General features: G+C 58.0%; 24 protein-coding genes. 8 read left to right on the top strand and 16 right to left on the bottom strand.

Features of this window, described 5'->3' with window-relative positions:
- Positions 1–14: 14 nt before the first annotated feature.
- Together ACR3EQ_RS03050 and ACR3EQ_RS03045 are read left to right on the top strand one after the other, a co-directional pair.
- Positions 15–470: an Lrp/AsnC family transcriptional regulator gene (locus tag ACR3EQ_RS03050; RefSeq protein ID WP_170616139.1), complete on the top strand. Its 456-nt coding sequence runs from the start codon at positions 15–17 to the stop codon at positions 468–470.
- A 19-nt stretch (positions 471–489) separates the two neighbouring features.
- The gene (locus ACR3EQ_RS03045; protein WP_170616137.1) at positions 490–2370 is read left to right on the top strand and encodes a monovalent cation:proton antiporter-2 (CPA2) family protein; all 1881 of its coding nucleotides are present in this window, start codon (positions 490–492) and stop codon (positions 2368–2370) included.
- Between the two features lie 31 nt (positions 2371–2401).
- Here ACR3EQ_RS03045 and cobT read toward each other — a convergent pair whose 3' ends face one another.
- A complete protein-coding gene (gene cobT / locus ACR3EQ_RS03040) occupies positions 2402–3415 on the bottom strand; it encodes a nicotinate-nucleotide--dimethylbenzimidazole phosphoribosyltransferase (RefSeq protein ID WP_170616135.1) in 1014 nt (337 codons plus the stop codon).
- Positions 3416–3494: 79 nt separating this feature from the next.
- Between cobT and cobS the strand changes: the two genes are divergently transcribed.
- Positions 3495–4259 (top strand): adenosylcobinamide-GDP ribazoletransferase, encoded by a 765-nt coding sequence (gene cobS, locus ACR3EQ_RS03035; RefSeq protein ID WP_170817259.1) that lies wholly within the window; start codon positions 3495–3497, stop codon positions 4257–4259.
- Here the strand turns inward: cobS and ACR3EQ_RS03030 are convergent.
- The 6 genes from ACR3EQ_RS03030 to ACR3EQ_RS03005 form a co-directional block, all read right to left on the bottom strand.
- A complete protein-coding gene (locus ACR3EQ_RS03030) occupies positions 4256–5023 on the bottom strand; it encodes an ion channel (protein WP_170619040.1) in 768 nt (255 codons plus the stop codon). The two genes, cobS and ACR3EQ_RS03030, sit on opposite strands and share 4 nt — an antisense overlap.
- Before the next feature lie 118 nt (positions 5024–5141).
- Positions 5142–5651, bottom strand: a complete 510-nt coding sequence (locus ACR3EQ_RS03025; protein ID WP_170616131.1) for a CarD family transcriptional regulator — start codon at positions 5649–5651, stop codon at positions 5142–5144.
- Between the two features lie 282 nt (positions 5652–5933).
- On the bottom strand, positions 5934–6272 hold the full coding sequence (gene fdxA / locus ACR3EQ_RS03020; RefSeq protein WP_170616129.1) for a ferredoxin FdxA: 339 nt from the start codon (positions 6270–6272) through the stop codon (positions 5934–5936).
- Positions 6273–6338: 66 nt separating this feature from the next.
- Positions 6339–6704 carry an RNA-binding S4 domain-containing protein gene (locus tag ACR3EQ_RS03015; RefSeq protein WP_170616127.1) on the bottom strand — a complete coding sequence of 122 codons (366 nt, stop codon included), beginning with the start codon at positions 6702–6704 and terminating at the stop codon, positions 6339–6341.
- Between the two features lie 6 nt (positions 6705–6710).
- Positions 6711–9518 carry a helicase-related protein gene (locus ACR3EQ_RS03010; RefSeq protein WP_170619041.1) on the bottom strand — a complete coding sequence of 936 codons (2808 nt, stop codon included), beginning with the start codon at positions 9516–9518 and terminating at the stop codon, positions 6711–6713.
- Between the two features lie 21 nt (positions 9519–9539).
- Complete coding sequence (locus tag ACR3EQ_RS03005; protein WP_480440189.1) at positions 9540–10109, bottom strand: tetratricopeptide repeat protein; 570 nt, start codon at positions 10107–10109, stop codon at positions 9540–9542.
- 69 nt (positions 10110–10178) lie between these two features.
- Between ACR3EQ_RS03005 and ACR3EQ_RS03000 the strand changes: the two genes are divergently transcribed.
- The 4 genes from ACR3EQ_RS03000 (at position 10179) to ACR3EQ_RS02985 (ending at position 13582) form a co-directional block, all read left to right on the top strand.
- On the top strand, positions 10179–10469 hold the full coding sequence (locus ACR3EQ_RS03000) for an SCP2 sterol-binding domain-containing protein (RefSeq protein WP_170616121.1): 291 nt from the start codon (positions 10179–10181) through the stop codon (positions 10467–10469).
- Entirely contained in the window at positions 10469–11446 is a 978-nt protein-coding gene (locus tag ACR3EQ_RS02995; RefSeq protein ID WP_170616119.1) for an alpha/beta hydrolase, read from the top strand. The genes ACR3EQ_RS03000 and ACR3EQ_RS02995 overlap by 1 nt, the downstream gene beginning before the upstream one ends.
- 82 nt (positions 11447–11528) lie before the next feature.
- Complete coding sequence (locus tag ACR3EQ_RS02990) at positions 11529–13349, top strand: M3 family oligoendopeptidase (RefSeq protein WP_170616117.1); 1821 nt, start codon at positions 11529–11531, stop codon at positions 13347–13349.
- Positions 13346–13582 (top strand): hypothetical protein, encoded by a 237-nt coding sequence (locus ACR3EQ_RS02985; protein ID WP_480440186.1) that lies wholly within the window; start codon positions 13346–13348, stop codon positions 13580–13582. Before ACR3EQ_RS02990 ends, ACR3EQ_RS02985 begins: the two co-directional genes overlap by 4 nt.
- A gap of 6 nt (positions 13583–13588) precedes the next feature.
- Here ACR3EQ_RS02985 and ACR3EQ_RS02980 read toward each other — a convergent pair whose 3' ends face one another.
- The 5 genes from ACR3EQ_RS02980 to ACR3EQ_RS02960 form a co-directional block, all read right to left on the bottom strand.
- Positions 13589–14485: a DMT family transporter gene (locus ACR3EQ_RS02980; RefSeq protein ID WP_170616115.1), complete on the bottom strand. Its 897-nt coding sequence runs from the start codon at positions 14483–14485 to the stop codon at positions 13589–13591.
- A gap of 19 nt (positions 14486–14504) precedes the next feature.
- On the bottom strand, positions 14505–14774 hold the full coding sequence (locus tag ACR3EQ_RS02975) for a DksA/TraR family C4-type zinc finger protein (RefSeq protein WP_170616113.1): 270 nt from the start codon (positions 14772–14774) through the stop codon (positions 14505–14507).
- Positions 14775–14840: 66 nt separating this feature from the next.
- A complete protein-coding gene (locus tag ACR3EQ_RS02970) occupies positions 14841–15815 on the bottom strand; it encodes a Gfo/Idh/MocA family protein (protein WP_170616111.1) in 975 nt (324 codons plus the stop codon).
- 209 nt (positions 15816–16024) lie between these two features.
- The gene (gene rpoH, locus ACR3EQ_RS02965) at positions 16025–16927 is read right to left on the bottom strand and encodes an RNA polymerase sigma factor RpoH (protein WP_170616109.1); all 903 of its coding nucleotides are present in this window, start codon (positions 16925–16927) and stop codon (positions 16025–16027) included.
- A gap of 142 nt (positions 16928–17069) precedes the next feature.
- Positions 17070–18107 (bottom strand): RluA family pseudouridine synthase, encoded by a 1038-nt coding sequence (locus tag ACR3EQ_RS02960; protein WP_170616107.1) that lies wholly within the window; start codon positions 18105–18107, stop codon positions 17070–17072.
- Here ACR3EQ_RS02960 and ACR3EQ_RS02955 point away from each other — a divergent pair.
- Positions 18106–18408 (top strand): DUF6476 family protein, encoded by a 303-nt coding sequence (locus ACR3EQ_RS02955; protein ID WP_170616105.1) that lies wholly within the window; start codon positions 18106–18108, stop codon positions 18406–18408. The genes ACR3EQ_RS02960 and ACR3EQ_RS02955 overlap by 2 nt on opposite strands.
- A gap of 6 nt (positions 18409–18414) precedes the next feature.
- Here the strand turns inward: ACR3EQ_RS02955 and ACR3EQ_RS02950 are convergent, their stop codons facing one another.
- The 4 genes from ACR3EQ_RS02950 to ACR3EQ_RS02935 form a co-directional block, all read right to left on the bottom strand.
- Positions 18415–19395 (bottom strand): hypothetical protein, encoded by a 981-nt coding sequence (locus ACR3EQ_RS02950; protein WP_480489690.1) that lies wholly within the window; start codon positions 19393–19395, stop codon positions 18415–18417.
- A gap of 31 nt (positions 19396–19426) precedes the next feature.
- Positions 19427–20425 (bottom strand): glycosyltransferase family 2 protein, encoded by a 999-nt coding sequence (locus ACR3EQ_RS02945; RefSeq protein WP_170616101.1) that lies wholly within the window; start codon positions 20423–20425, stop codon positions 19427–19429.
- A gap of 128 nt (positions 20426–20553) precedes the next feature.
- Positions 20554–22569: a hypothetical protein gene (locus ACR3EQ_RS02940; protein WP_480489689.1), complete on the bottom strand. Its 2016-nt coding sequence runs from the start codon at positions 22567–22569 to the stop codon at positions 20554–20556.
- Entirely contained in the window at positions 22566–23507 is a 942-nt protein-coding gene (locus tag ACR3EQ_RS02935; protein WP_170806155.1) for a hypothetical protein, read from the bottom strand. Before ACR3EQ_RS02935 ends, ACR3EQ_RS02940 begins: the two co-directional genes overlap by 4 nt.

The raw sequence follows: 23507 nt of genomic DNA, 5'->3' as shown, positions 1-23507 counted from the left end.
GGGCGAATCCGCATATGTTGGATGCCATGGACACACGCCTGCTGTCTGCGCTGCAAAAGAACGCGCACCTGACGGCACATCAGCTGGGTGAAATGCTGAACCTGTCAGCCAGTCAGGCAGGGCGCCGCCGACAAAGGCTGGAGGCGGAAGGATACATCACCGGCTACGCCGCTCGCCTGGACCCGTTGAAACTGGGACTGCACGTGCAGGGTTTCGTCCAGGTCCATCTGGGCACGCACGGCCCCGAACAATCTGCCAGCTTTGCCCGCATGATCGACGCCCGCCCCGAGATAACAAGCGCCTGGACGATGACAGGAGAGGCAGATTATCTGTTGCACATATTCTGTGATGACCTTTCCGCGCTCAACCGCTTGCTTCATCAGGTGATACTGCCGCATCCTGCCGTTGCGAGGGTGCAAAGCCAAATTGTAATGGATCAACTCAAGCGCGACGCACCCCTTCCGACCTGACCGGGACACGAGGACAAACATGGACGATTTCCTTTACCAGGCAACGATCTATCTGGCGGCGGCAGTTATTGCGGTGCCTTTATCAGCGCGTCTGGGGTTGGGTTCTGTACTGGGGTATCTGGCGGCCGGTATCGTGATCGGGCCCATTCTGGGGCTGGTCGGTGCTGAAACCGAAAGCCTGCAGCATGTAGCCGAGTTCGGCGTCGTCATGATGCTGTTTCTGATCGGGCTGGAACTTGAACCGCGCGCCCTTTGGGATATGCGCGACAAGCTATTGGGGCTGGGCGGGCTTCAGGTCGCAATGTCGACGGCGGTGATCGCCGGTGTTTCAATATACGCAAACCACCCGTGGACCGTGGCATTGGCGGTTGGTCTGACCCTTTCGCTGTCGTCAACGGCTATCGTTTTGCAGACCTTGTCGGAAAAGGGGCTGATGCAGACCAATGGCGGGCGGGCCACATTCTCGGTTCTGCTGACACAGGATATTGCGGTCATTCCGATCCTTGCGATGCTGCCGTTGCTGGCCCTTCCGCGCGTTCCGCACCTTGAAGGCGACGGCTCTATCGACCGTGGCAATGTCGATGCGCATGGCGCGGCCCATCACAGCCTGTCCTTGGTCGAGGGCTTGCCGGGCTGGGCGGTCACGCTGGTCACGCTCGGCGCCGTTGCTTTCGTCATTCTGGCGGGTGTCTACCTGACCCGTCCCCTGTTCAGATTCATTCACGCCACCCGCCTGCGAGAAATGTATACCGCACTGGCCCTTATGATCGTTGTGGGAATCTCATTCCTGATGACGCTGGTTGGCCTGTCGCCCGCTTTGGGCGCATTTCTGGCCGGCGTGGTTCTGGCCAGTTCGGAATTCAGGCACGAGATGGAAAGCGATCTGGAGCCGTTCAAAGGTCTGTTTCTGGGGCTGTTCTTCATTACAGTCGGTGCCGGGATCAACGTGGGCTATTTCTTCAACGATCCCTTTGACCTGATCGGGCTAGCGCTTCTGGTGATCCTGGTCAAAGGGATCATCCTTTTTATCGTCGGACGTGCCTTCAAGCTTCGCGGGCGCGATCACTGGCTGTTCACTCTGGGTCTGGCCCAGGCGGGTGAATTTGGTTTTGTCCTGCTGGCCTTTTCCACGCAGCAGAATGTCATCCCCACCGATCTTTCCCAGAAACTGCTGATGATCATCGCGCTGACGATGCTGATTACACCGCTGCTGTTCATCATCTACGATCAACTGTCGCGCCGCATCGGCGATGTGCGCCCGCAGCCGGAACCGGACGAGATTGACGAAAAAGGCCCGGTAATCATCGCGGGCATAGGCCGCTTTGGCCAAATCGTAAACCGACTGGTTCGGGCAAGTGGTTTCAAGACGGTCGTTCTGGACCACGACATCGACACGGTGCAGTTGATGCGCAGGTTCGGCGTCAAAGGGTTTTTGGGCGACCCGACCCGCCCCGAACTGCTGCGCGCGGCAGGGATCGAAAAGGCATCCGTTCTTGTCGCAGCCATGGACGATCACAAGCAGGTCACGCGGCTGGTTGGCTACGCAAGGCGACAACGCCCTGATCTGCACATCATCGCCCGTGCCTATGACCGCAACCACGTTTATGAGCTGTATCAGGCCGGTGCGAACGATATCGTCCGAGAAACCTTCGACAGCTCACTTCGCGCTGGCCGCTATGTCTTGGAGAACATCGGCCTCAGCGACTATGAGGCAGCACAGGCGGAACAGACATTCTATCATCATGACCGGATGTCGGTGCGCGAGTTGGCCGAATTGTGGATACCGGGAATGCCGACGGCCGAGAACAAGAAATACATCGAAAGATCGCGCGAGCTTCAGAAGGAGCTGGAAACCGCGCTTTTGGAGATGGCTGAAGAAAACGCCAAGAAGTCTGCCTGACCCAGGCCCCTACCCGGGTCAGAAATAGCGTTTAGCCGTCCGAGACACCGGCCTCGGCAAACGTTGCCATTCCCGAATGACAGGCGACGGCGCTTTTCAGGATGTTGATCGCAAGCGCACCACCCGACCCCTCACCAAGCCGCAGGCCCAGGTTCAACAAGGGTTCTTTGCCAAGCTGCGCTAGGACCGCGCCATGTGCGCCCTCGGCGCTCTGGTGGCCGGCAATTGTATGGTCCAGCGCCCCTTCGGTCACGTCCGCCAGACACGCAGCAGCCGCAGAGCAAATGAATCCGTCCAGAATAACCGGAATCCTCAACACACGTGCCGCCGCGATGGCACCGGCCATGGCGGCAATCTCGCGCCCACCCAGGCAGCGCAGGATATCCAGCCCGTCGCCAGCCTGACCATGCAGGGCGACACCTTCAGCGACCACCCGGGTTTTGTTGGCCAGACCCGCATCATCAACGCCGGTGCCACGCCCGGTCCATTCGGCCGCCTCGCCTCCAAACAGGGCGCAGGCAATTGCGGCCGCCGGAGTTGTGTTGCCGATCCCCATCTCGCCAACCACCAACAGATCCGCCGTTGGATCGACCGCCTGCCAGCCTGTACGCAACGCTGACAGAAGCTCTTGCTCATCCATTGCCGGAGCTTTTGAGAAATCCGCAGTTGGCGTGTCCAGATCCAGCGCGTGTACGTTCATCGTCGCACCAGCCGATTTGGCCAGTTGGTTGATCGCCGCACCGCCATGCTGAAAATTCATCACCATCTGAACGGTCACTTCAGGTGGAAATGCTGATACGCCTTGCGCCGTAACACCGTGGTTTCCGGCAAAAACGATCACTTGAGGCGCGGAAATCTGCGGCCGGGCATCCCCACGCCATCCCGCATACCAGATCGCCAGATCCTCGAGCCGACCCAGCGCGCCCGGAGGCTTGGTCAGTTGGCCGTTGCGCTCGGACGCGCCAGTTGTTGCGGTTTCGTCCGGGCCGGGTGCAGAGCTCAGCGCATTCCGGAAAGTTTTCAGGTCGGTAAGTTCGGGCAGCATCGAAAGCCTCGTTGCATCAGAGTGGTCCTGTGTGTTTAACCGAAGCATCCAGACCAACAAGACCCCGAAAGGCGCGGGAGTGCTCAAAAACGACACCAAACTCATTTCCGGCTGGGATATACCCCTGGCTTTGGTGCTTCTGACCCGCCTGCCCGTTCCCCGGCTGCCGGATCATGTATTCGCGCGTCAGGCTCAGGCTGCGTGGGCTTTCCCGATTGCAGGGCTGGCCGTCGGAATAATTGCCTGTCTGGTGGGATGGATTGCCATCTCCCTGAACGTGCCGGCCCTTGTCTCTGCCGGGTTGCTGGTGGGAGTTCTGATTGCAGCAACCGGCGCAATGCACGAAGACGGGCTGGCAGACACCGCTGACGGGCTTTGGGGTGGGTTCACCCGGGACCGGCGGCTTGAGATCATGAAAGACAGCCATATCGGCACCTATGGTGTTCTGGCACTTTTGTTTTCACAATTGATCCGGGTGTTTGCTGTGGCATCCCTGCTGACGGCCGGAGGGATCAGCGCCATCCTGACCGCATGCGTAATGTCTCGTGCGATGATGCCCGTTTTGATGGCCATCTTACCAAATGCCCGTTCATCCGGACTAAGTCACTCTGTAGGTCGCCCCCGTCCGATGAGTGCAATTGCAGGCCTGATTGTTGCTTGTGCAGTCTCTGTGGCGCTGATCGGTGGCTCTGCCTTTTTCCCGGCACTTTGCGCGGCGCTGATCGTCGGCCTGTTGGCCATCGTCGCAAAGGCAAAAATCGGCGGCCAGACCGGGGATATTCTGGGCGCGGCGCAGCAATTGGCCGAGATCACGATCCTTGTTGCGTTGATCACACTGCTCTAGGCGACACCGCCGGTTTCAATCCGCAACACCTCTCCGCAATGTTTGCAATGCACGGCATCCGGGTCGTGCCGATAAAGTCCACAGCTTCGGCATTTATGCCTGACCTTCTGGGGCATGAATATCGCCTGCGCCAGCCGCACGAAAAGTGCGACACCGACCACCATGATGAAAACCGAGAACAGCTTGCCCCACGGTGTCGACAGCGTGATGTCACCAAATCCTGTCGTCGTAAGCGTCGCCATCGTGAAATACAGCGCGTCAATATATGGCGTCTGGCTGGTTTCCGGGATGAAGTAGACCAGAACTGCCGTCGAGGTCACAAACACAAAAACCAGCAAATTGATCGCAGCAATTACTGCGTCTTCATGCGTTCGAAAAAAGGGGCTGTCGCGTCGCAGGTCGCGCAACAGATGATAGGAATGGATCAGACGTAGCGCGCGCAATATTCGAAGGAAGGCCAGACTGCCGGTGAGGAACGGATCCAGGATCAATGACAGGATCACGACGATATCGGCCAGCGTGTAGATCTTGCGCAGCAGCCTTTTGCGATCCTTCGAAATCCATAGCCGCGCCGAAAAATCCATAAGGATGATCAGGCCCACAATCATACTGACCAGAGTGATGCCGGGCCCATGACCGCCATGTGCGGTCGCGACAAAGAAGATGATCGTAGCAGCATCAAACAGGATCAAGGTATACCTGAACCGCACCGATATCGGGTCTTTTCCGATATAGAGGAACTTTATCGCTTGCTTTACCTTCACTGCCTATCCCCCTTTGTTCAGGGCAAAATTACCCTCAAACCCACCGGGGACCAAGCAGCAGAATAAAAAAAGGCCGCCCCCGATGAGGGACGGCCCGAAACCAGGTAGCCGATTGAGATCAGGCGGCACGCGACATCAGAACCTCGTCGACTTGCTTGGCAGCCGAAATCTCTCCATGCCCGGATACTGCGGCGACTTCGCGCGTCAGACGCTCGAGCGCGGCTTCGTAAAGCTGCCGCTCGGAATAGCTCTGCTCGCGCTGGTCATCGGTACGGTGCAGGTCACGAACCACTTCGGCGATCGAAATCAGATCGCCCGAGTTGATCTTTTGTTCGTATTCCTGCGCCCGGCGTGACCACATGGCGCGTTTGACTTTGGCTTTACCCTTAAGCGTCTTCATCGCCTGACTGATCACGTCCGGCGAACTCAGCGAGCGCAGACCGGATTCGGTGACCTTGTTGGTCGGAACCCGCAGGGTCATCTTGTCTTTCTCGAATGAGATCACGAACAGCTCGAGCGAAAACCCCGCAACGTCCTGCTCTTCGATCGAGATGATCTGACCCACGCCGTGCGCAGGGTAGACAACGTAATCGTTAGGGCGGAACTCAAGCTTTTTCGATTTTGACATTCACTTTTTTCCTTCGTTGCGGACCGGGGTACAGACAACAAAAACACCACCACAGGGCACATCTAAGCCCCGTCTGGCGGCGGTTGTGTTGAAAACTCAGAACTCCAAAGCAAGCATACTTACGGAGCGCACCCCAATCTCGATCATCATGTAGGAAGGTAGTATACCACAAAAAAGTGGCATCTGAAAGCTTACGCCGGGGAAATTTCGAAAAGCTGCTTGGGAATCAGAAGGATATCCCTCAATCTTTTCAGTTTCCCACCAGATTCCAGGACGAATCGTTTAACCGCCCTCACCCGGCGCTTCGGAGAAGTACTTCTCCATCTTGCCTTCTTCCCCATCACGTTCTTCCGCGTCTGGCAGGGGATCTTTCTTGGTCACGATCACCGGCCACTGCTCGGAGTATTTGCGGTTGAACTCGACCCATTCTTCCATACCCGGCTCGGTATCGGGGCGAATGGCGTCGGCGGGGCATTCCGGTTCGCACACGCCGCAGTCGATGCATTCATCTGGGTGGATGACCAGTGTGTTCTCGCCCTCGTAGAAACAGTCCACCGGGCACACTTCGACACAGTCGGTGTATTTGCAGGCGATGCAGTTCTCGGTGACAACATAGGTCATGGCGGCGTTCCCGTTTGCGGTTTGGGCGTCTAGCTAATTCAGTATGGCTTGCTCTTCAAGTGAGGATCAGCATTCCGGAGGTCGAGAAAGATCAAGTGCGCGCCGATCCTTCTTGGTTGGACGACCTTTTCCTTCAAAACCCGGATTACGCGGTGGTGCGTTCTGCTTTTCGGTCATGTCCGAGTACAGCGTTTGCGCCTCGGGTGCCGGTCCCCGCCGTTCGCCCAGTTTTTCAACACGAACGACGCGCACGATACGCCCCTGAGTGAACGTCAGAACGTCGCCGGGGCCGACCGCATGCGCCGGTTTCACCACACGGTTTCCGTTTACCCGCACGTGTCCGCCGCTGACCTGTTTGGCGGCCAGGCTGCGGGTCTTGAAGAACCGCGCCTGCCACAGCCATTTGTCAATCCGCAGCCGGGCCTCGGCCATCTCAGGTCAGTTGCCGTCCTTCAAACCCATCAGCGCAGCTGCAAACGGGTTGTCAGGATCGATCGCCTTTTCCTTTTTCGGAGGACGGGAGGAGAAAGTCTTGGAGCCTTGCGGCTTGCCGCCTTTCTTTCCGTGTGGTTTTCCACGGCCTTCCTGCGGTTTGCCACGCGGCTTGCCCTTGCCTTGCCCCTGCTCGCGGCGCGGGCCACGGTTCGGCTGCCGCTGACGACCCCAGGTGAAGGTGTAGAATACTTCGACCTCCGGCTCATCCGAAGCAGGTGCCTCGGCTGCCGCCTCGGTGCTTGTCGCGGCCTCGGCAGGCGCCTCGGCGGGTGCTGCGACCTCTTCGGTTGCCTCTTGGGGTGCGGACACTTCTTCGGCGACAGGTTGCTCGGCTGCATCCGTCGAAGGAAGTTCTGTTTCGACAGCCGCCGGTTTGACCTTCTCACGTTCGCCACGCTCGGCCTTGTAGCCCAGCCCCTGCATCAGATCAGCGAACTGTTCAAGCGTCATACCGGTAATCGAGAGCATGTCGGGTTTGGCTTCGAACCCACCGCGGCTGTCTTCTGCACGCAGCATGTCGGCCAGACGCTCCAGCATGTCGATACGGATCGAACGCTCGCCGGCATCCCTGTATCCGCACATCGTGTCGTACCCCTCGGGCGCGCCCTTGGCGACAGGCACGGTGACCAGACCCGGAGGGGGCGCTTCGGGAAACTCCTGCAATCCGCTGGACAGGGCCCACAAAACCAGTCGCAGACGCGTCGGTGCGGGTTTCAGCAGAAGCGGCATGAAGATTGTGAACTGTCCAAACCGAATGCCGTGCTTGCGCAGCGCGCCACGGGCGTCCTGATCCAGATCCTTAACCTCTTGCGCGACGCCGGTACGGGGCAGCACACCCAAGGCTTCGACCATTCGGAAGGCAAACCCCTTGGCCAGGCCTGACAGCTCTTCGTCGCGCGACAGGTTCAGCAGCGGTTCAAACAGCGCCGCGACCTTGCGGTCGATGAAGTGCTGCAAACGACGCTGAACCTTCTGCTCCACATCCGGCCCCGCAGCCTCATCCACAAAAACCTCGACGACCGGCTTGAGAGGCTCCGCCCCGGCAACCAGTTTGCCAACGGCGTATTCGCCCCACATCAGGCCGCCCTGATCTGTGTAATCAATTTCAGTATCGGGCGCGTTGTAGAAGCGGTCGGCACGCAGATGGAATTGCGGCGCGAGAGCTTGCAGGGACGCCGATTTCAGAGCTTTCGCCTCGGTTCCTTGCGCGCTTTTGTCCGGGATAAACCGGAACCCTTCCAGACGACCGACAAATTCGCCTTCGACGGTCACTTCACCCTTGTCATTTACTTCGGCCAAAAGGGCCTCCTTCTGTTTGAGCCGGCGCAACAAAACGGATGTGCGCCGGTCCACAAATCTTTGAGTCAAACGTTCGTGAAGAGCGTCCGACAGCCTGTCTTCTACAGTGCGCGTTTCCTCGCGCCAATGGGATTCGTCACGTACCCAACCGTTTCGTTGCGCAACATATGTCCATGTGCGAATATATGCCAACCTTTTGGACAACGCATCAATATCTCCGTCGGTTCGGTCGATCCGGCGGATTTGCCGCGCCAGAAAGTCATCCGGGATCGTTCCACGCTCGTGCAGGTAGTTGTAGATCACCTCCAACAGACTTGCGTGCTCGGCATGACTGATGCCACGAAAGTCTGGAATTCGGCAGACATCCCACAGCAAACGGATCGACGGACCGTCGCTGGCGCGCGCCGCGACCTCGGTCACTTGCGAGAGAGATTTCAGCACGTTCAGATCATCGGCTGGCCGCGCCTTGATGAGGTGTTCGTAGTCTGGGCTGACCTCAAGCGAGTCGATCAGCGCCTCGATCGAGCCGAACCGCAAGGCGGCGTTCCGCCAGTTCAGCTTTTTCATTGGCGTGAAACGGCTGTCCATGATCGCCTGCGCCACGCCATCATCCAAAGGCGGGGCCTCACCCGTTACGCCGAACGTGCCGTCGGACATGCCGCGCCCTGCCCGGCCAGCGATCTGGGCCAGTTCGTTGGGCGCCAGAGGTCGCATCCTGCGACCGTCGAACTTGGTCAGGGACGAAAACGCCACATGATCCACATCCAGGTTCAGACCCATTCCGATGGCATCAGTGGCGACCAGATAGTCAACCTCGCCATTCTGGTATAGCTCGACCTGTGCGTTGCGTGTACGCGGGCTGAGCGCCCCCATAACAACCGCTGCACCACCCTTTTGACGGCGCAGAAGTTCGGCGATCGCATAGACGCTGTCGACCGAGAACCCGACGATGGCACTGCGCGGAGACATTCGGCTGATCTTTTTCGAGCCGGAGTAGACAAGCTGCGACATCCGCTCGCGGCGGGTGAACTGTGCTTCGGGCACCAGCGCAGCGATGGGACCCCGCATCGTATCTGACCCTAGAAACAGCGTCTCACTGGTCCCGCGCGCGCGCAGCAGGCGGTCCGTGAACACATGGCCACGCTCGGGATCGGCGCAGAGCTGGATCTCATCAATGGCCACAAAATCCGCGCCCATGCCTTCGGGCATCGCCTCGACCGTGCAGACCCAATATTGCGCACGCGGTGGCACGATCCGTTCCTCGCCCGTGACTAGGGCCACGACGGAGGGTCCACGGACGGCTACGATCTTGTCATAGACCTCGCGTGCCAGCAGACGCAGCGGAAGACCGATCACACCAGTCCTGTGTCCCAGCATCCGCTCGATCGCGTAATGGGTTTTACCTGTGTTTGTCGGGCCAAGAACGGCCACGATTCGGGATGACCCGTTCACCTTTGCCCCCTGCCCCGGACCTTACAGCGCCTTGCCTTCGATCTGAGGCTTTAGACGATTCACGGCATTGGTTACTTCTTCGTGATGGGGATGTATAGACAAAGCGCGGGAATAGGCCTCGTACGCTTTTTCCGGCTGATCCAGCATCTCGAAGATCAGACCCAAGCCATAGATGGCCTCGTATTGGTTCGGGTTCAAGGATAGGGCATGTTCCAGATCAGCCGCCGCCATGCCAAAGCGTTCGATACCGAAAAACGCCGATGCCCGGGCGTGCCAGCCTTCGGCGAACTGCGGTGCGTGGTCGGTTAAAGCCGTCAGATGTTCAATCGCCGCCTTGACGTCTCCGTCCTCAAGCGCCTCGCGCCCGCGTTCCAGCAACAGATCGGCCGAGGCCGAGCCAGATTGCGACCAGAGCGACTGCAACTGACGGTCAATGCTGATCGCCTGCCGGGGCGTGGACTGTGCCAGTTGCTCCAACAGCACGGATTCGTCCTTGGAGTCGGCTTGCTGGGCCGCACCAATGGTGGAAAACACCATCAGTGTTGCAAGTGCCGCGACGATACCTTTGAGATTGTGGTTTGCAATGCTCATAACATTGTTCAGTGTAGCGTTGCGACCGGGGATGTCCATTCTCGGCGCATAAACAAAATGAGGAAGATCATGAGCGAGATTCTTGAAAAGGCCGCAGCCGCGCTGAATGAAAAACTGGCCGGCGGGGCTTTTGATGCTTCGGCCAAATTCGCCATCGCAGATCTGGGTTCAATCGTTCTGGATGCAGACGGCGCGCGTGTCAGCGACGAAGACGCCGACGTGACCCTGAGCGCGGATGCTGATACATTCGAGCAGATCCTCAGCGGTGACCTGAACCCGACCGGCGCGTTCATGTCCGGCAAGCTGAGCGTGGACGGAGACATGGGGATTGCCATGAAACTTGCCTCGGTGCTGGCCTGATGGATTTTTCGCCGGCCCCTTTGTTTGAAGCTGTGGCCGGCGCTCCTGCCGGTGGCAAAGCCCATTGGCTGGAAACTTCGGATGCCAAACGCATCCGTGTCGCGCATTGGGTGCCTGAAGACAGTGCAAACGGTACTGTGCTGATGTTTCCGGGACGCACGGAATATATCGAAAAATACGGAAACGCGGCCGGAGAGTTCACAAAACGGCACTTTGCCTTCCTGGCGATAGACTGGCGCGGTCAGGGTCTGGCGGATCGCCTTCTGGACGACCCCCGGATCGGACATGTCGCGAAATTTCCGGATTACCAGAAGGACGTCCGCGCCGTTCTGCACATGGCAACAGAACTGAACCTGCCAAAGCCCTGGTACGTGATCGGCCATTCAATGGGCGGTGCCATAGCGTTGCGGGCGATTATCGAGCAGAACTGCTTTGCGGCCTGTGCCTTCACCGGGCCAATGTGGGGCATTTACTTTTCCACAATCATGCGGCCGATCAGCTGGATGACGGCCTATTGGGGGCCGAAATTCGGACTGGGCGAGAAAACGCCTCCGACCACGACATTGGACAGCTATGTCACCATTCAGCCCTTCGAAGACAATATGCTGACCCGCGATCCGGATATGTACCGGATGATGCAGGATCAACTGGCTGCGCATCCGGAAATGGCGCTTGGGGCGCCGTCGACAATCTGGCTGCGCGAGGCGCTGACGGAATGTGATTGGCTGATGAAACAGCCTGCGCCGGATGTACCATGCCTGACGTATCTGGGCGGAAACGAACGGATCGTGGATCGTGATGCCATTCGGGCCCGAATGGCCAACTGGCCCAAAGGCAAGCTGATTGAAGTTCCCGAGGGCGAACATGAGGTCATGATGGAATCACCCGAAGTTCGGGGACCGGTCTTTGATCAACTTGCCGCGCATTTCAGGGCCAGCCAGCCAAACGCCGCACCTAATGCGGCTTTGCAGAGTTAATCGCCGATCCGTCACTCTGGCCGCTTGTGATCCCTGCCGCCCGCGCCTAGATGTTTCCGAAAGCAGAACATCGAGGTGATCCATGCGCGACCTTCCCTTTCCCGTCCGTGACGCAAACGCTGTCGGCGGGGGCGACAATCTTGGCAACTTGCCGGAATGGGATCTGAGTGATCTGTACAAGGCGGAAGACGCACCCGAGATTGGCCGTGATCTTGAGTGGCTGGAGAAAGAATGCGCCTCCTTTGCCTCGGACTACGAAGGCAAACTGGCTGATCTGGACGCGGGTGAGCTGCTGCAATGCGTGCATCGAAACGAAAAGATCAATGCAATCGCCGGCCGCATCATGTCCTTTGCCGGTCTGCGCTACTATCAGCTGACCACGGATGCCGAGCGAGCCAAGTTCCTGTCGGACATGCAGGAAAAGATAACAATCTTTACGACACCGCTGGTATTCTTCACGCTGGAAATCAACCGCATCGATGACACCGTGCTGCGTGCCCATTTTGATGAAAACCCGGATCTGGGGCGTTACGAGCCGGTTTTCCGCCGTATTCGCGCGATGAAGCCCTATCAGCTGTCCGACGAGCTGGAAAAATTCCTGCACGATCTGGGCGTTGTCGGAGACGCATGGGAGCGCTTGTTTGACGAGACGATTGCCGGCCTCACATTCACCGTGGATGGCGAAGAGCTGAATATCGAAGGCACCCTGAACCTGCTGACCGAACAGGACCGCAGCAAACGCGAGGCTGCGGCACGGGAATTGGCTTCGGTGTTTCAGGAGAATGTCAAAACCTTCGCCCGGGTTCACAACACGCAGGCCAAGGAAAAGGAAATCGTCGACCGCTGGCGCAAAATGCCCACCGCGCAAACCGGGCGTCATTTGTCGAACGATGTCGAGCCTGAGGTTGTCGATGCCCTTCGCGAAGCGGTGGTCGCCGCCTATCCCAAGCTGAGCCACCGCTACTACGAACTGAAACGCAAGTGGCTGGGCCTGGACGTAATGCAGGTTTGGGACCGCAACGCACCCCTGCCGATGGAGGACACGCGCATCGTTAACTGGGCCGAAGCCGAAAAAACGGTGATGGACGCTTACAACGCGTTTGACCCACGCATGGGTGAGATTGCAGCACCGTTCTTCTCAAAAGGCTGGATCGATGCCGCCGTGAAACCGGGCAAAGCCCCCGGCGCCTTTGCCCACCCAACAGTCACCGAGGTGCATCCTTACGTAATGCTCAACTATCTGGGCAAACCGCGCGACGTGATGACACTGGCGCATGAACTGGGCCATGGCGTACATCAGGTGCTGGCCGCAGGTCAGGGCGAAATGCTATCGTCAACACCTCTGACCCTGGCCGAGACCGCTTCGGTGTTCGGCGAGATGCTGACCTTCCGCAAGATGCTGGATCAGGCCGAAACGCCAGAACAGCGCAAGGTGCTGCTGGCCGGTAAGGTCGAAGACATGATCAACACTGTCGTCCGCCAGATCGCCTTCTACGACTTTGAGTGCAAACTGCATGCCGCCCGCCGCGAGGGCGAACTGACACCGGACGACATCAACGCCCTTTGGATGAGCGTTCAGGCCGAAAGCCTTGGGCCCGCGTTCGAATTCATGGAGGGGTACGAGACCTTCTGGGCCTATATCCCACACTTCGTCCACTCACCGTTCTACGTCTATGCATATGCGTTCGGCGACGGTTTGGTGAACGCTCTTTATTCCGTTTACGCCAGCGGCTCGGAAGGGTTCGAGGACAAGTATTTCGAAATGCTGCGTGCCGGCGGATCGAAGCACCACAAGGAACTGCTTGCACCGTTTGGCCTTGATGCCAGCGATCCGAAGTTCTGGGACAAGGGCCTGTCCATGATCTCTGGCTTCATTGACGAACTTGAGGCGATGGAGGGGTGAGCACCCAATCCACAGGGCGTTGGGCCGCATTGAAGTCGCGCCTGCGCCCTGCCATGAACCGAATTCGCCGAACCGTGCCACGGGGCTGGCGGATCATCGTGGGCATCCTGCTGATACTCGGCGGTGTTCTTGGGTTTCTTCCCATTCTAGGCTTCTGGATGATCCCGTTGGGCATCATGGTGGCGGCAATGGACATCAACCTGTATCGGCGATGGAGGCGCAAATCTCGCTAGGTTTCCTTAGTCTTTCTCATTTGATTTGGTCGTGAGGAATATGGCCAGGACGATCAGCGCAGCGCCTATTGCAGCCAGCGGCGTGATGGCCGCCCCCAGAAACAGTGCTGAGTTGATGAAGGTGAACACCACAGAAGCGGCGAACATCAAAGTGGCCGTGAGGGTCGAAACCCGCGCTGCCGCTTCGTACCAAAGGTAGTAAGCCAACGCCGTTGGCAACACACCAAGAAGTACCAGAAAAACAACATCGTTTGCTGTCGGCATCTGAATTCCGAACAGGGAAAGCGGCAACAGAATAACGCCGGAACAGATGAATATCCCAAACAGGAAATTCAAACGTTCGGGCGTGGATTCAGAGGCTCTCATAGCCCGGCTGCTGGAAATCAGGAACACGGCCCAGCTTAGGCCAGCACCGATTTCCATCACATCGCCAAGCAGAGGCTCTCCGCCACCTTTGAAATCCTGGTAGACCGTCAGAAACACGCCAAAGATCGCCAATACCGTCGCGAGGACTTCGGTCCGGCCAACTGGTGTGTCCGCGAAAAAGTAGAGAAACACCAGAACGAAGAAGGGCGCTGTGTTTTCCAGCACCATCGCGTTGGCCGCGCCTGTATGCTCCAATCCGATGTGGAACAGAATGTAGTTCACCACCGTCGACAACACAGCCAGACGGAAATTCCAGTCCCCAAACCGGATCGAAACTGACGCCCCCATCGCACGCAACATGCAGTAGATTGCGAACGCGGCGATGAACAACCGCGTCGTGGCGATCTGCATTCCGCCCAGATCACTAGTCAGATAGCGAACGATAACGCTGTGTGTGCCCCACAAGAACGCAGCCAAAAAGCCAAGGACCAGACCGTTTTGCAGGAGGGATACGTGCTTGGCAGAGTTGTCTTGCAAGGGGCCGCTCCGCTGGAACCTACTTCAGCTGACTGTCTTTCGACCCGCGCCGATTGATGCCGCTGCGGGTTTTGAACGCCCCGTCACGTTCCTGCTGACAGTCCAGGCACAGTTTCACCCCCGGGATCGCATTGCGCCGTTTCTCGGGAATTGGCTCTTCGCATTCGGCACAATGGGTCAGGCTTTCACCCAAAGGGCGTTTTTGCGCCTGCATCCGTGCAAGCTCATCGGATATTGACGCCTCAATCTGTTCACTTACCGCGCCATCGCGCGCCCAACCACCAGCCATAGGGCACCTCCTGAATGGGTACCCGACAGGCTAACCGAGGCTCGCCATGGTAGGCAAGTGGGTGGATCAGAGTGGTACGGCCAGACTGAAAACCTGATCGATCATTTCTTGCGTTCCCCGCGAGAACTCAAGCGGGCATGGGTAGTCAGCCCCTTCCCGAACAGACCGGCAGAACGCTTCGACCTGGAGTTTGTAGTGATCATCCGCCGGGAAACGCGTGACCTGCACTTCCAGCCCCGGGCGATGCAATTCGACACGGGCCTCGCCAAAGACCCGGGCGTTGAATGGCGCTGTCAGCCGGATCACGCCGCCTTCGCCATGAAATACCATCTCCTGATGCGGGTGCATGCGGATCGAAACATAGCTGGAATATGTAAAGTCAGGGAATTGCGCCCGGATTTCCGTAAACGTGTCGATACCGTCCTGCCAGCGAATTGCCGATTGTACCGAGACAGGCTCTTGCCCCGTCGCAAAACGTGCGCCGCCGATAACGTAGACGCCAATGTCCCGCAATCCACCACCCCCCGTTTCCGCGCGATTACGGATGTTCGTCGTGTCCGCCCGGTTGTCGAAGCTGAAGGCCCCGGTCACATGTGCCAGCTTTCCGATCGCCCCGTCGGCAATCAACCTTTTCGTGAACTGCCACTGAGGGTGGTGCACGATCATATAAGCTTCGGCTGCTAACAAACCGGTCTGATTCCGTTTTCCGATCAGGGCGTCGAATTCTTCGCCCTTCATGGTCATCGGCTTTTCGCACAACACATGTTTTCCGGCATCAAGGGCTTTCAGGCTCCATTCGACATGCAGGTGATTGGGCAGCGGGATGTATACCGCGTCAATCTCAGGATCCGAGAGAAGCGCATCGTAGCTGTCATAGACCACCAGATCCGGGCAGAACTGCTGAAACGGTTCAGCTTTGGCAGGGTCTGAAGTAGCCAGCCCTGACAGTCTTGCCCCGTCTGCGGCATGAATGGCAGGTGCCATAAACTGTCGTGCGAATTTGGCGGCACCCAGAATGCCCCATTGAACCGGCTTTTGCATCGTGAACTCCGAATACTGTCCTGCTGAAATGTTGCAGCCTCGTCGCAAGGCTGGGTTCAGCCTGCGTCGGTGTACCTTTAGCAGTGAATCACACCCAAGTCAGGCAAATCCAGCCATTTTCTAAGCTGAGCAATTCGAAACCGGGTCCTGCAGCGCAGGCACGAAAAAACCGGCCGGAAAATTCCGGCCGGTCTGCTAAGGCTGTCCGGTCAGCTGTAGCTGTTTCCAAGCATGCCCTTTTCACGGGCCAGCTCGCGCATCTTTTTCTGCAACTTCTCAAACGCCCGGACTTCGATCTGGCGAATGCGTTCGCGGCTGACATTGTACTGCGTGCTCAACTCTTCCAGAGTCACGGCCTGATCCATCAGGCGTCGCTGGGTCAGGATGTCCTTCTCACGATCATTCAGCACGTCCAGCGCAGCGCTCAGCAACTCGCGGCGCGCTTCCAACTCGTCGCGGGCTTCGTAGTCACCGGCCTGGTCGGCATCTTCATCCTCAAGCCAGTCCTGCCACTGCATGGTACCTTCGCCTTCGGACCCAACGGTCGCATTCAGCGAGGCATCCCCACCGGACATGCGGCGGTTCATGCTGATGACTTCCTCCTCGGTCACGCCCAGATCGTTGGCGATCTGCGCAACATTTTCAGGACGCAGGTCGCCTTCTTCCAGCGCACCAATGCGGGCCTTCGCCTTGCGCAGGTTGAAAAACAGCTTTTTCTGCGCCGAGGTGGTGCCCAGTTTCACCAGCGACCAAGACCGCAGGATATATTCCTGGATCGAGGCGCGGATCCACCACATCGCATAGGTCGCCAGACGGAATCCTTTTTCCGGATCAAAACGTTTCACGGCCTGCATAAGGCCCACATTCGCCTCGGAAATCACCTCGGCCTGCGGTAGGCCATAGCCGCGATAGCCCATGGCGATCTTGGCCGCCAGACGCAGATGCGATGTCACCATCTTATGCGCCGACTCGGTATCCTGTTCTTCCACCCAGCGCTTGGCCAGCATGTATTCTTCTTCCGGCTCAAGCAGGGGAAACTTGCGAATTTCCTGCATATAGCGGTTCAGGCCGCCCTCGGGCGTCGGCGCGGGGAGATTTGCGTAATTTGCCATGTTCATGTCCCTCCGACAAATGTTTAAGTATTTAACATAGGATATGGGTAAGGAACCCTGCCCATTCAAGAGGTGCTGCTAACAGTTTGAGATTAAACTTTGATAAAGGAAAGATAAGAAACTCTTACTCACAGGGGTTTGCTTATTGTGTCAGCGGCGCGCGCAGCCGTTCTATCAGGCTTTCCATATCATTCGGCAAGGACGCTTCGAACCGCAGGTTTTCGCCACTGACCGGGTGTTCAAACCCCAAAACCGCGGCATGCAGTGCCTGACGCGGAAAAGCGCGGACAGCCTCGGCCGTCGCCGGATCAAACGCGCGGGCGGCCAGTTTGCGCTTACCGCCATAGACCGGATCGCCGACCAACCCGTGGCCCGCATGTGCCATATGCACGCGAATCTGATGTGTACGACCGGTTTCCAACCAACACTCGACCAGGGACAGAGACGCGGGCGCGCCAAATGTTTCGACGACCCGGGCGCGCGTGACAGCGTGGCGGCCGCCGTGAAAGTACACGGCCTGCTTTTGCCGGTCCGTCTTGTGCCGGGCCAGTTGCGTGGTCAGGCGCATGACATTGCCCGGTTCGAAACTGACACCTTTGACGCCGCGCAGGCGTGGATCGTTGGCGTCCGGCACTCCGTAACAGATCGCGCGATAATAGCGCTCGACACTGTGCGCTTCGAACTGCGCCGCCAGACCGTGATGCGCCGCATCCGATTTGGCGACGACCAGCAACCCGCTGGTTTCCTTATCGATGCGATGCACAATGCCCGGACGCCTGACACCGCCGACGCCGGACAGATCCGTGCCGCAATGAAACAGAAGCGCGTTCACCAACGTTCCGCTGGGCGAACCCGGTGCCGGGTGAACGACCATGCCCGCAGGTTTGTTGATCACGACCAGATCCGTGTCTTCGTAAATGATGTCCAGCGGGATGTCTTCGGGGCCGATATGACTGTCTTCGGCTTGGGCAACGGTTACAACGACCTGCGCGCCTTCCGTGACTTTTGCCTTGGGATCGGCCACCACGACACCATCGACCTGCACCGCCCCCTCGTCGATCAGACGCCCCAGGCGTGTACGGGACAGGTTTTCTTCGGCTGGCACATCCCGCGCAAGCGCCTTATCAAGACGTGGCGGCGGAGCGGCCGCGATCTGAAACTCAATCTGCCGGGTGCCCATGACTGTCCCTTCCGAACCCCAAGAACCGCAGGAAACGCCCCAGCTTAAGTTGCTGCGGCGCATGGTCATGTTGCTGACCGTGGTGATGATTGGCGGGGTTCTAGTGACATTCGCGCTGATTGTCATCCGGCTATCGGACCGCACCCCCACCCTGCCCGACCAGATCGAACTGCCGGACGGCGCCAAAGCACAGGCCGTGACCATCGGAAACAACTGGTACGCGGTTGTAACGGATGACAACCGGATATTGATATTCGACAAGACAACCGGGCGGCAGAGGCAGGAAATCGTTGTCGAATAGGCGCGATCACTCTTCAAGCGCCATTCGGAAAACAATCTCTGACGCCAACCGCAGTGCTTCATATTCTTCGGACGAGTCGCGGCGGAACTGTAAATCGGCGTCACTCAGTTGCACGGGCGGGAACAACTGATCGCGATCCGGGAAAAATTCCTGCTGAAAATCAGTGTCCTGTGCGGCCAGATGTTCGTCCAGCCACAAACGCTCTTTCGGTTCCAGCACGTCATTTCGCCGGATCATTACCGGATCGTCGACAACGAGCCGCCGCAGTTGTCGGGTTCGCTGGCGCCCGATGGACCGGGCTAGAATCCCGAAAGCCTCGCTTGCCGCGCGGGACTGTGAAGGATTGGACGGCAGATTTTCCGTGCTACCCTTGGGAAGCGTGACACCAATGCGTGACATGAAATCGTCCACGATATTTCCATTGGCCATTACGGATCGATCATACAGGAAAGGCGCGACCGTCACGCCGGGAAACGCGCTTCGGATTCGGGTCAGCATGGCGCTGTAACTCAGCCGCTCGGGGTTTTCGGCGATCTCGTCCAGACGAGCGCGGATGTATTGCGTTCCGCCAGCGGGCAAGCGACCATTCTTTGCCCGCTGCTTATAGTCCGCCTCCCAAAAGTCGGAATATCGCCGACAGTAGAAGGTAATGCGCATCTGCCGGGCCGGAATATCGGAAAAAATCTGCGCCAGCCGGTCCAGATCTACCGAATAAAGCATCTCGGACGAGACCAGGCAGGTTTTATCCTTGTGCGCCTCGTATTCTAGAGCCATGGCTTCGCGGAACCCGTCTGTCGGCTGCTGCGTCTGGTTTATGTGGAAGGCGATGATATTGTGGCTGATCGTCAGCCGGCTGTTTTCGTGGCGCCGGCGACCGGTTTCCATGTATCGCAGCCTGGCCTTGTCCAGCATTCCGCCGTTCGTGCGAACAAAACCCTGCAAGGCGGTGGTGCCGGTCTTGGGCATCCCGATATGAAGCCAAAGCATCAGGCGTCTCCGCAAACCTGAAAAAGAACCGTCATCCCACCTTCCCGGCTACGGCTCCGTCAGTCATCTGCTGCATCAGATCCTGCATCTCGGGGACTTCCCGCAGCTGCGCGATTTGCTGACGGTGAAGATCACAGGTCAGGTGATGCAGTCGGGCGGTTTCAGGGTCAGAAAGCATGTCGTAATAGAATTCGCGTTTGCGGTCAGCAACGACGTCGATCGCGCTGTCCGTCTCGGCATTCTGGTTCATCATGTTCCAGTATTCCATCCCCAGGCTTTCACCCAGATGATGAGCGCGACCGCGCATCTTCTTGACCAGATAGCTTTCGCAGGACTTCAGCGCGTAATGGTTGACCTGAACGAACTCGTACCCGACGGAATCGCGGGCGGACCGCCAGCTTCTTTCGTAATACCGATCGGGCATCAACTGACCCGATCCGTTGTACCAGTGGCATTCCGCCATGGTTTCAACTGTCGGACGCTTCGGCCGGTGAACCCCCAACCCGTCCCAGAGTTCGCGCTGAAACATGGTCTTGAATCCCCACGCCTGAAACGGCCGGATGGTCATTTCGCGCGCGGCCTGTCTGAACTGATCCGACAGGAACCGATCCTCGTAGCGCACAACACCCGCATTTCCGAACAACCGCCATGTCATCGAAATCGTGCGGGCGTCCGGAATAGCCTCGGTCAGGGCGCGCAGTGTGTGATCTCCGGTCTTGACCACGATCTGTTCATCCGCGTCGATCACGACAACCCAGTCTTGCGGGCGGGCAACTTCCATTTTCAGAAACGTGTTATAGGCCCGTTTCTGCGGGCTGGTCTTCCGGCGTGAATTGTTGTCGACATGGGTCAGAAATCCACGCTCGTCCAACCTTTGCAGCAAAGCGTCCGTCCCGTCGGTACAGTCATTTGTCATAACCACCTGATGATCGACACCAATGGCCCGGTTATGCGCCACCCATTCCAGAACAAACGGCCCTTCGTTCTTCATCGGGGTCACGCTGACAAAGCGTGGGTCCTGTTCCTTCATGACTGACTGCCCTTTGTTGGTTTTATTGTCCCGGTTTCGGCGGATACATCACCTGTTAGTCCTACACGAGTTTTCACATATTTGAACCTGCCTTCAAGCCGCCCAAACGCTGTCATCCTCCCGCCCGGTCAGGTTTCTGTTCGTTTCAGTTGATTGGCGAACCGCTTGTATGGCGGGCAGAGATCCCGTGCCTTGCGCAGATATCCGGCGGCTTTTTTCTTGTCCCCCCGCCTCAGCAACAACTGACCGGCCGCCCCCTGAATCGCCGCTGTATTGTCGTCAAGATCCGCCGCCTCGATGATCTGGTTTTGCCCCTGCTCGGACGCGCCGATCCGTTCCAGCAAGCCACCCATGGCAAACACCAGAAATGGATTTCCCGGATCATTTCCAACAGCCTCAGCCATCTTGAGCCGCGCCTGAGAATAATCACCATCCGCCTCGTACAGCTCGGCCAAACGTTTGAGATACAGCGTGTTTTCAGGGCGAAGGCCTGATACGTTCCGGGAAACATCTATTGCTTTTTCCAACGGTAGATCATCCAGCCGGTACCGAAGGATCGTAGAAAAGCTCTGGTACTCCGGGCTATCCAGCGGCACCTGCAACTTCTCCGACAGGTTTTGCATGTTTCCCAGCCAATCCTGCAACAAAACCAACCTGTCCCTGCTCGAATTCAGCCGGCGCGCCTTTTGGTCGAGTGCGAGATCGCTCCAGTCCAGCAAGATCACGTCAAAGTTGCACGGAAGGCGTGACAATACCCGACGCTGAGCGACATGGGCATTGAAGTTGAACCAGGATCTGCGGACCGCCTTTTGAATGGTCCAGTCCACAGGCGGCATCGCCCGATAAGAAACCTGATCCCGAAACACCAGTCGCGATCCAAATATGATGACGTCGGGCCTCAACGGTTTTGCCCAGAAGGACCTAGTGAACGCCTGTGCTGCAAGCCACCGCTTTTTCTGACTGCCCAGAATTGCGGCCTGCAATGCACAGGCTACGGCATGATCCTCGGGCCAGATATGGGGGTTTTCCAAAGCCTGCTCTGTCAGCTTCAGCGCCTCTTTCCAGCGGCGCAGGTAAAAGTAGTTCAGCGCATTCAACAAAGGCAGGAACGCGTTGTCCGCCCCGGCTTCAAGCAAAGACTCCGCAAACTGGCGTGACTCTTCTGCCCGGTCTTCAGCCTGGAGCGAGAACAAGTGGAAGGTCGCCTTGGCGTAGATATGTGCAGCCTCTGACGCGTTGATAAATCCGTTCGCCCCCTTGCGCAGCCGATCCACTGTCTTTTCGTTGGCCTCACTTATTTCCTGCGGGGACAAAACATCGCGAAACATCTTGTTCTCTTGCCCGGAAAGCCTGGCCGCCGCCATCGAAAATGCCGATACGGGGGGGGCAACCACTTGGTCCGCCCGGGACATTGCATAAAGCTCTAGAAAATCACGCTTGGCCCGGGTCATCTCTGACAGATCTGCAATGTCCGACATCCGCATCAGTTGCGGATAGCGCTTCTGAAACCGGGTGATCAGTTCTGGCTGATCCGAAAACATGATCGCCGGATTGTCGGCGAACTTGTCCAGATGGGCTTCGTACAGCTCTTCGGTCTCAATCTTCGCGGGCCAGGTCGAGTGTTTCCACGGCAACCCGTTCAGAATGTCGCCCCGGCGGATGTGGTAGGCTGACACCCCCTGCCCCGACAACGCCTGGTCCGCACGATCCATGATGGCGCGGATTTCGTCGGTGAAGCCGATCCGGTGAATGAACTCTCGATAGCGGGGGCGGATCGTTTCAATGTCTTCCCAGGGGAACGCCAGAATCTGGAACCCCTCCTCGACCAGAACCGCACGCCCGGCGTCCAGATGCTTGATCAGCCGGTCCGGTGTCTTATCGTTCTGAAATTTCCAGATCGGTTGGGCTTTTTGTGACAGCGCCTCGAACGCGTCGGTATCCAGGAAATGGTCCGCCATCCACGCTTGGGAAAACAGTTCTTGTGGATATTCCAACTCAGGTGCATCCGCGCCTTGCGGGAACCAGTTCACCCGATAATCAGTATCGAAATCCTCGGCCAGGCGGATACATGTCAACAACATCAACAGGCGCGCGCCCATCCTGTCCTTGCGTTGACCGATGAAGACCCCCCTGCCTGGGGTCATGAGGTTGCCTGGGCAGTGTCGGCAGCCGCTTGTCTGCGAAGGGCACGAAACCTCTGACGTGCTGCGTGTGCCAGTTTCGGATGCCGGTCACGGCTCATCTCTTCCAGTCTGTTCATGTAGACCGGCAATCGCTTGCGCGCCCGGATCATCCGAAAAAAATCTGCGGCCTCAAGCGAGCCGTCCATCGCACCCAGCATAACCGGCTTGAGCAAATCGAGCTTTCGCAGCATCGGGGCCGCGAAATGGTTCGAACACCAGGTCTTCAGCGGGATGACATTTCCCCCCTGCAAGCGCGCCGCCTGCTGCCGGTCCAGATCGAAAAAGGGATCAAAGGCCACATAAACCCGTTTCGCGGTTTTTATGGTTTCGGCAGTATCGCTGAGCGGCAGATCCCAGTCCTGAACCCGGCCGAACCGGTATCGGGTTTCCCATGGTACCAGCCGTTCGTCTAACGTTGTCTGCGGGTTGAAGGCAATCACCGTTGACCCCGGCACCAAAGCGGAAAACGCCAGCGCGCCGTAGCCCCCCATGGATGCACCGGCAAAAACCACCTGATCGAACTGGGCAAAAAAACCTTCGCGGGCCTTTCCTTCCAGATACGAAATGATTTCCGTGTCGCGATACCAGGCCTTGGTGCGGGCAAACACCCCAAGATGAGACCACCCTTCGTCCCTGAAAAACTTCCAACCCCATGGTTCGCGCGCAAAGGACAGGTCGTTGGCGTTGGCGATGTTATCAAAGCTTACAATCAGGCGAGAGGCCGATCGATGGTGAAACAGAAACGCGTGGCGTTCAAGTTTCTGCAGAAAGCCCCTGCCTTCTCCGCCCGGATACAGCTCCACAAACCATGGCGGTGCGGGGTCGGTCAGGATGCGTTCGTACCCTGTCTTGCGGTCAGGGTGCTCGGGTTTCAGTTGCTCTTTGGACAGGTCGGTCAT

This window comes from Ruegeria sp. AN11 (assembly GCF_056536005.1).
Note: the sequence above shows the minus strand (reverse complement) of the source record. Positions and strands in the feature narration are given on the sequence as shown.

Bases quoted from the DNA above. Each gene is read 5' to 3' on its own strand.
- ACR3EQ_RS02955 (WP_170616105.1), top strand. From the start codon at position 18,106: ATGACTGTCCCTTCCGAACCCCAAGAACCGCAGGAAACGCCCCAGCTT.
- ACR3EQ_RS02990 (WP_170616117.1), top strand. From the start codon at position 11,529: ATGCGCGACCTTCCCTTTCCCGTCCGTGACGCAAACGCTGTCGGCGGG.
- ACR3EQ_RS03045 (WP_170616137.1), top strand. From the start codon at position 490: ATGGACGATTTCCTTTACCAGGCAACGATCTATCTGGCGGCGGCAGTT.
- ACR3EQ_RS02995 (WP_170616119.1), top strand. From the start codon at position 10,469: ATGGATTTTTCGCCGGCCCCTTTGTTTGAAGCTGTGGCCGGCGCTCCT.
- cobT (WP_170616135.1), bottom strand. From the start codon at position 3,415: ATGCTGCCCGAACTTACCGACCTGAAAACTTTCCGGAATGCGCTGAGC.
- ACR3EQ_RS03005 (WP_480440189.1), bottom strand. From the start codon at position 10,109: ATGAGCATTGCAAACCACAATCTCAAAGGTATCGTCGCGGCACTTGCA.
- ACR3EQ_RS02950 (WP_480489690.1), bottom strand. From the start codon at position 19,395: ATGCTTTGGCTTCATATCGGGATGCCCAAGACCGGCACCACCGCCTTG.
- ACR3EQ_RS02935 (WP_170806155.1), bottom strand. From the start codon at position 23,507: ATGACCGACCTGTCCAAAGAGCAACTGAAACCCGAGCACCCTGACCGC.
- ACR3EQ_RS03000 (WP_170616121.1), top strand. From the start codon at position 10,179: ATGAGCGAGATTCTTGAAAAGGCCGCAGCCGCGCTGAATGAAAAACTG.
- ACR3EQ_RS02960 (WP_170616107.1), bottom strand. From the start codon at position 18,107: ATGGGCACCCGGCAGATTGAGTTTCAGATCGCGGCCGCTCCGCCGCCA.
- ACR3EQ_RS02940 (WP_480489689.1), bottom strand. From the start codon at position 22,569: ATGACCCCAGGCAGGGGGGTCTTCATCGGTCAACGCAAGGACAGGATG.
- ACR3EQ_RS02945 (WP_170616101.1), bottom strand. From the start codon at position 20,425: ATGAAGGAACAGGACCCACGCTTTGTCAGCGTGACCCCGATGAAGAAC.
- ACR3EQ_RS03025 (WP_170616131.1), bottom strand. From the start codon at position 5,651: ATGTCAAAATCGAAAAAGCTTGAGTTCCGCCCTAACGATTACGTTGTC.
- fdxA (WP_170616129.1), bottom strand. From the start codon at position 6,272: ATGACCTATGTTGTCACCGAGAACTGCATCGCCTGCAAATACACCGAC.
- ACR3EQ_RS02970 (WP_170616111.1), bottom strand. From the start codon at position 15,815: ATGCAAAAGCCGGTTCAATGGGGCATTCTGGGTGCCGCCAAATTCGCA.
- rpoH (WP_170616109.1), bottom strand. From the start codon at position 16,927: ATGGCAAATTACGCAAATCTCCCCGCGCCGACGCCCGAGGGCGGCCTG.
- ACR3EQ_RS03050 (WP_170616139.1), top strand. From the start codon at position 15: ATGTTGGATGCCATGGACACACGCCTGCTGTCTGCGCTGCAAAAGAAC.
- ACR3EQ_RS02975 (WP_170616113.1), bottom strand. From the start codon at position 14,774: ATGGCTGGTGGTTGGGCGCGCGATGGCGCGGTAAGTGAACAGATTGAG.
- ACR3EQ_RS03015 (WP_170616127.1), bottom strand. From the start codon at position 6,704: ATGGCCGAGGCCCGGCTGCGGATTGACAAATGGCTGTGGCAGGCGCGG.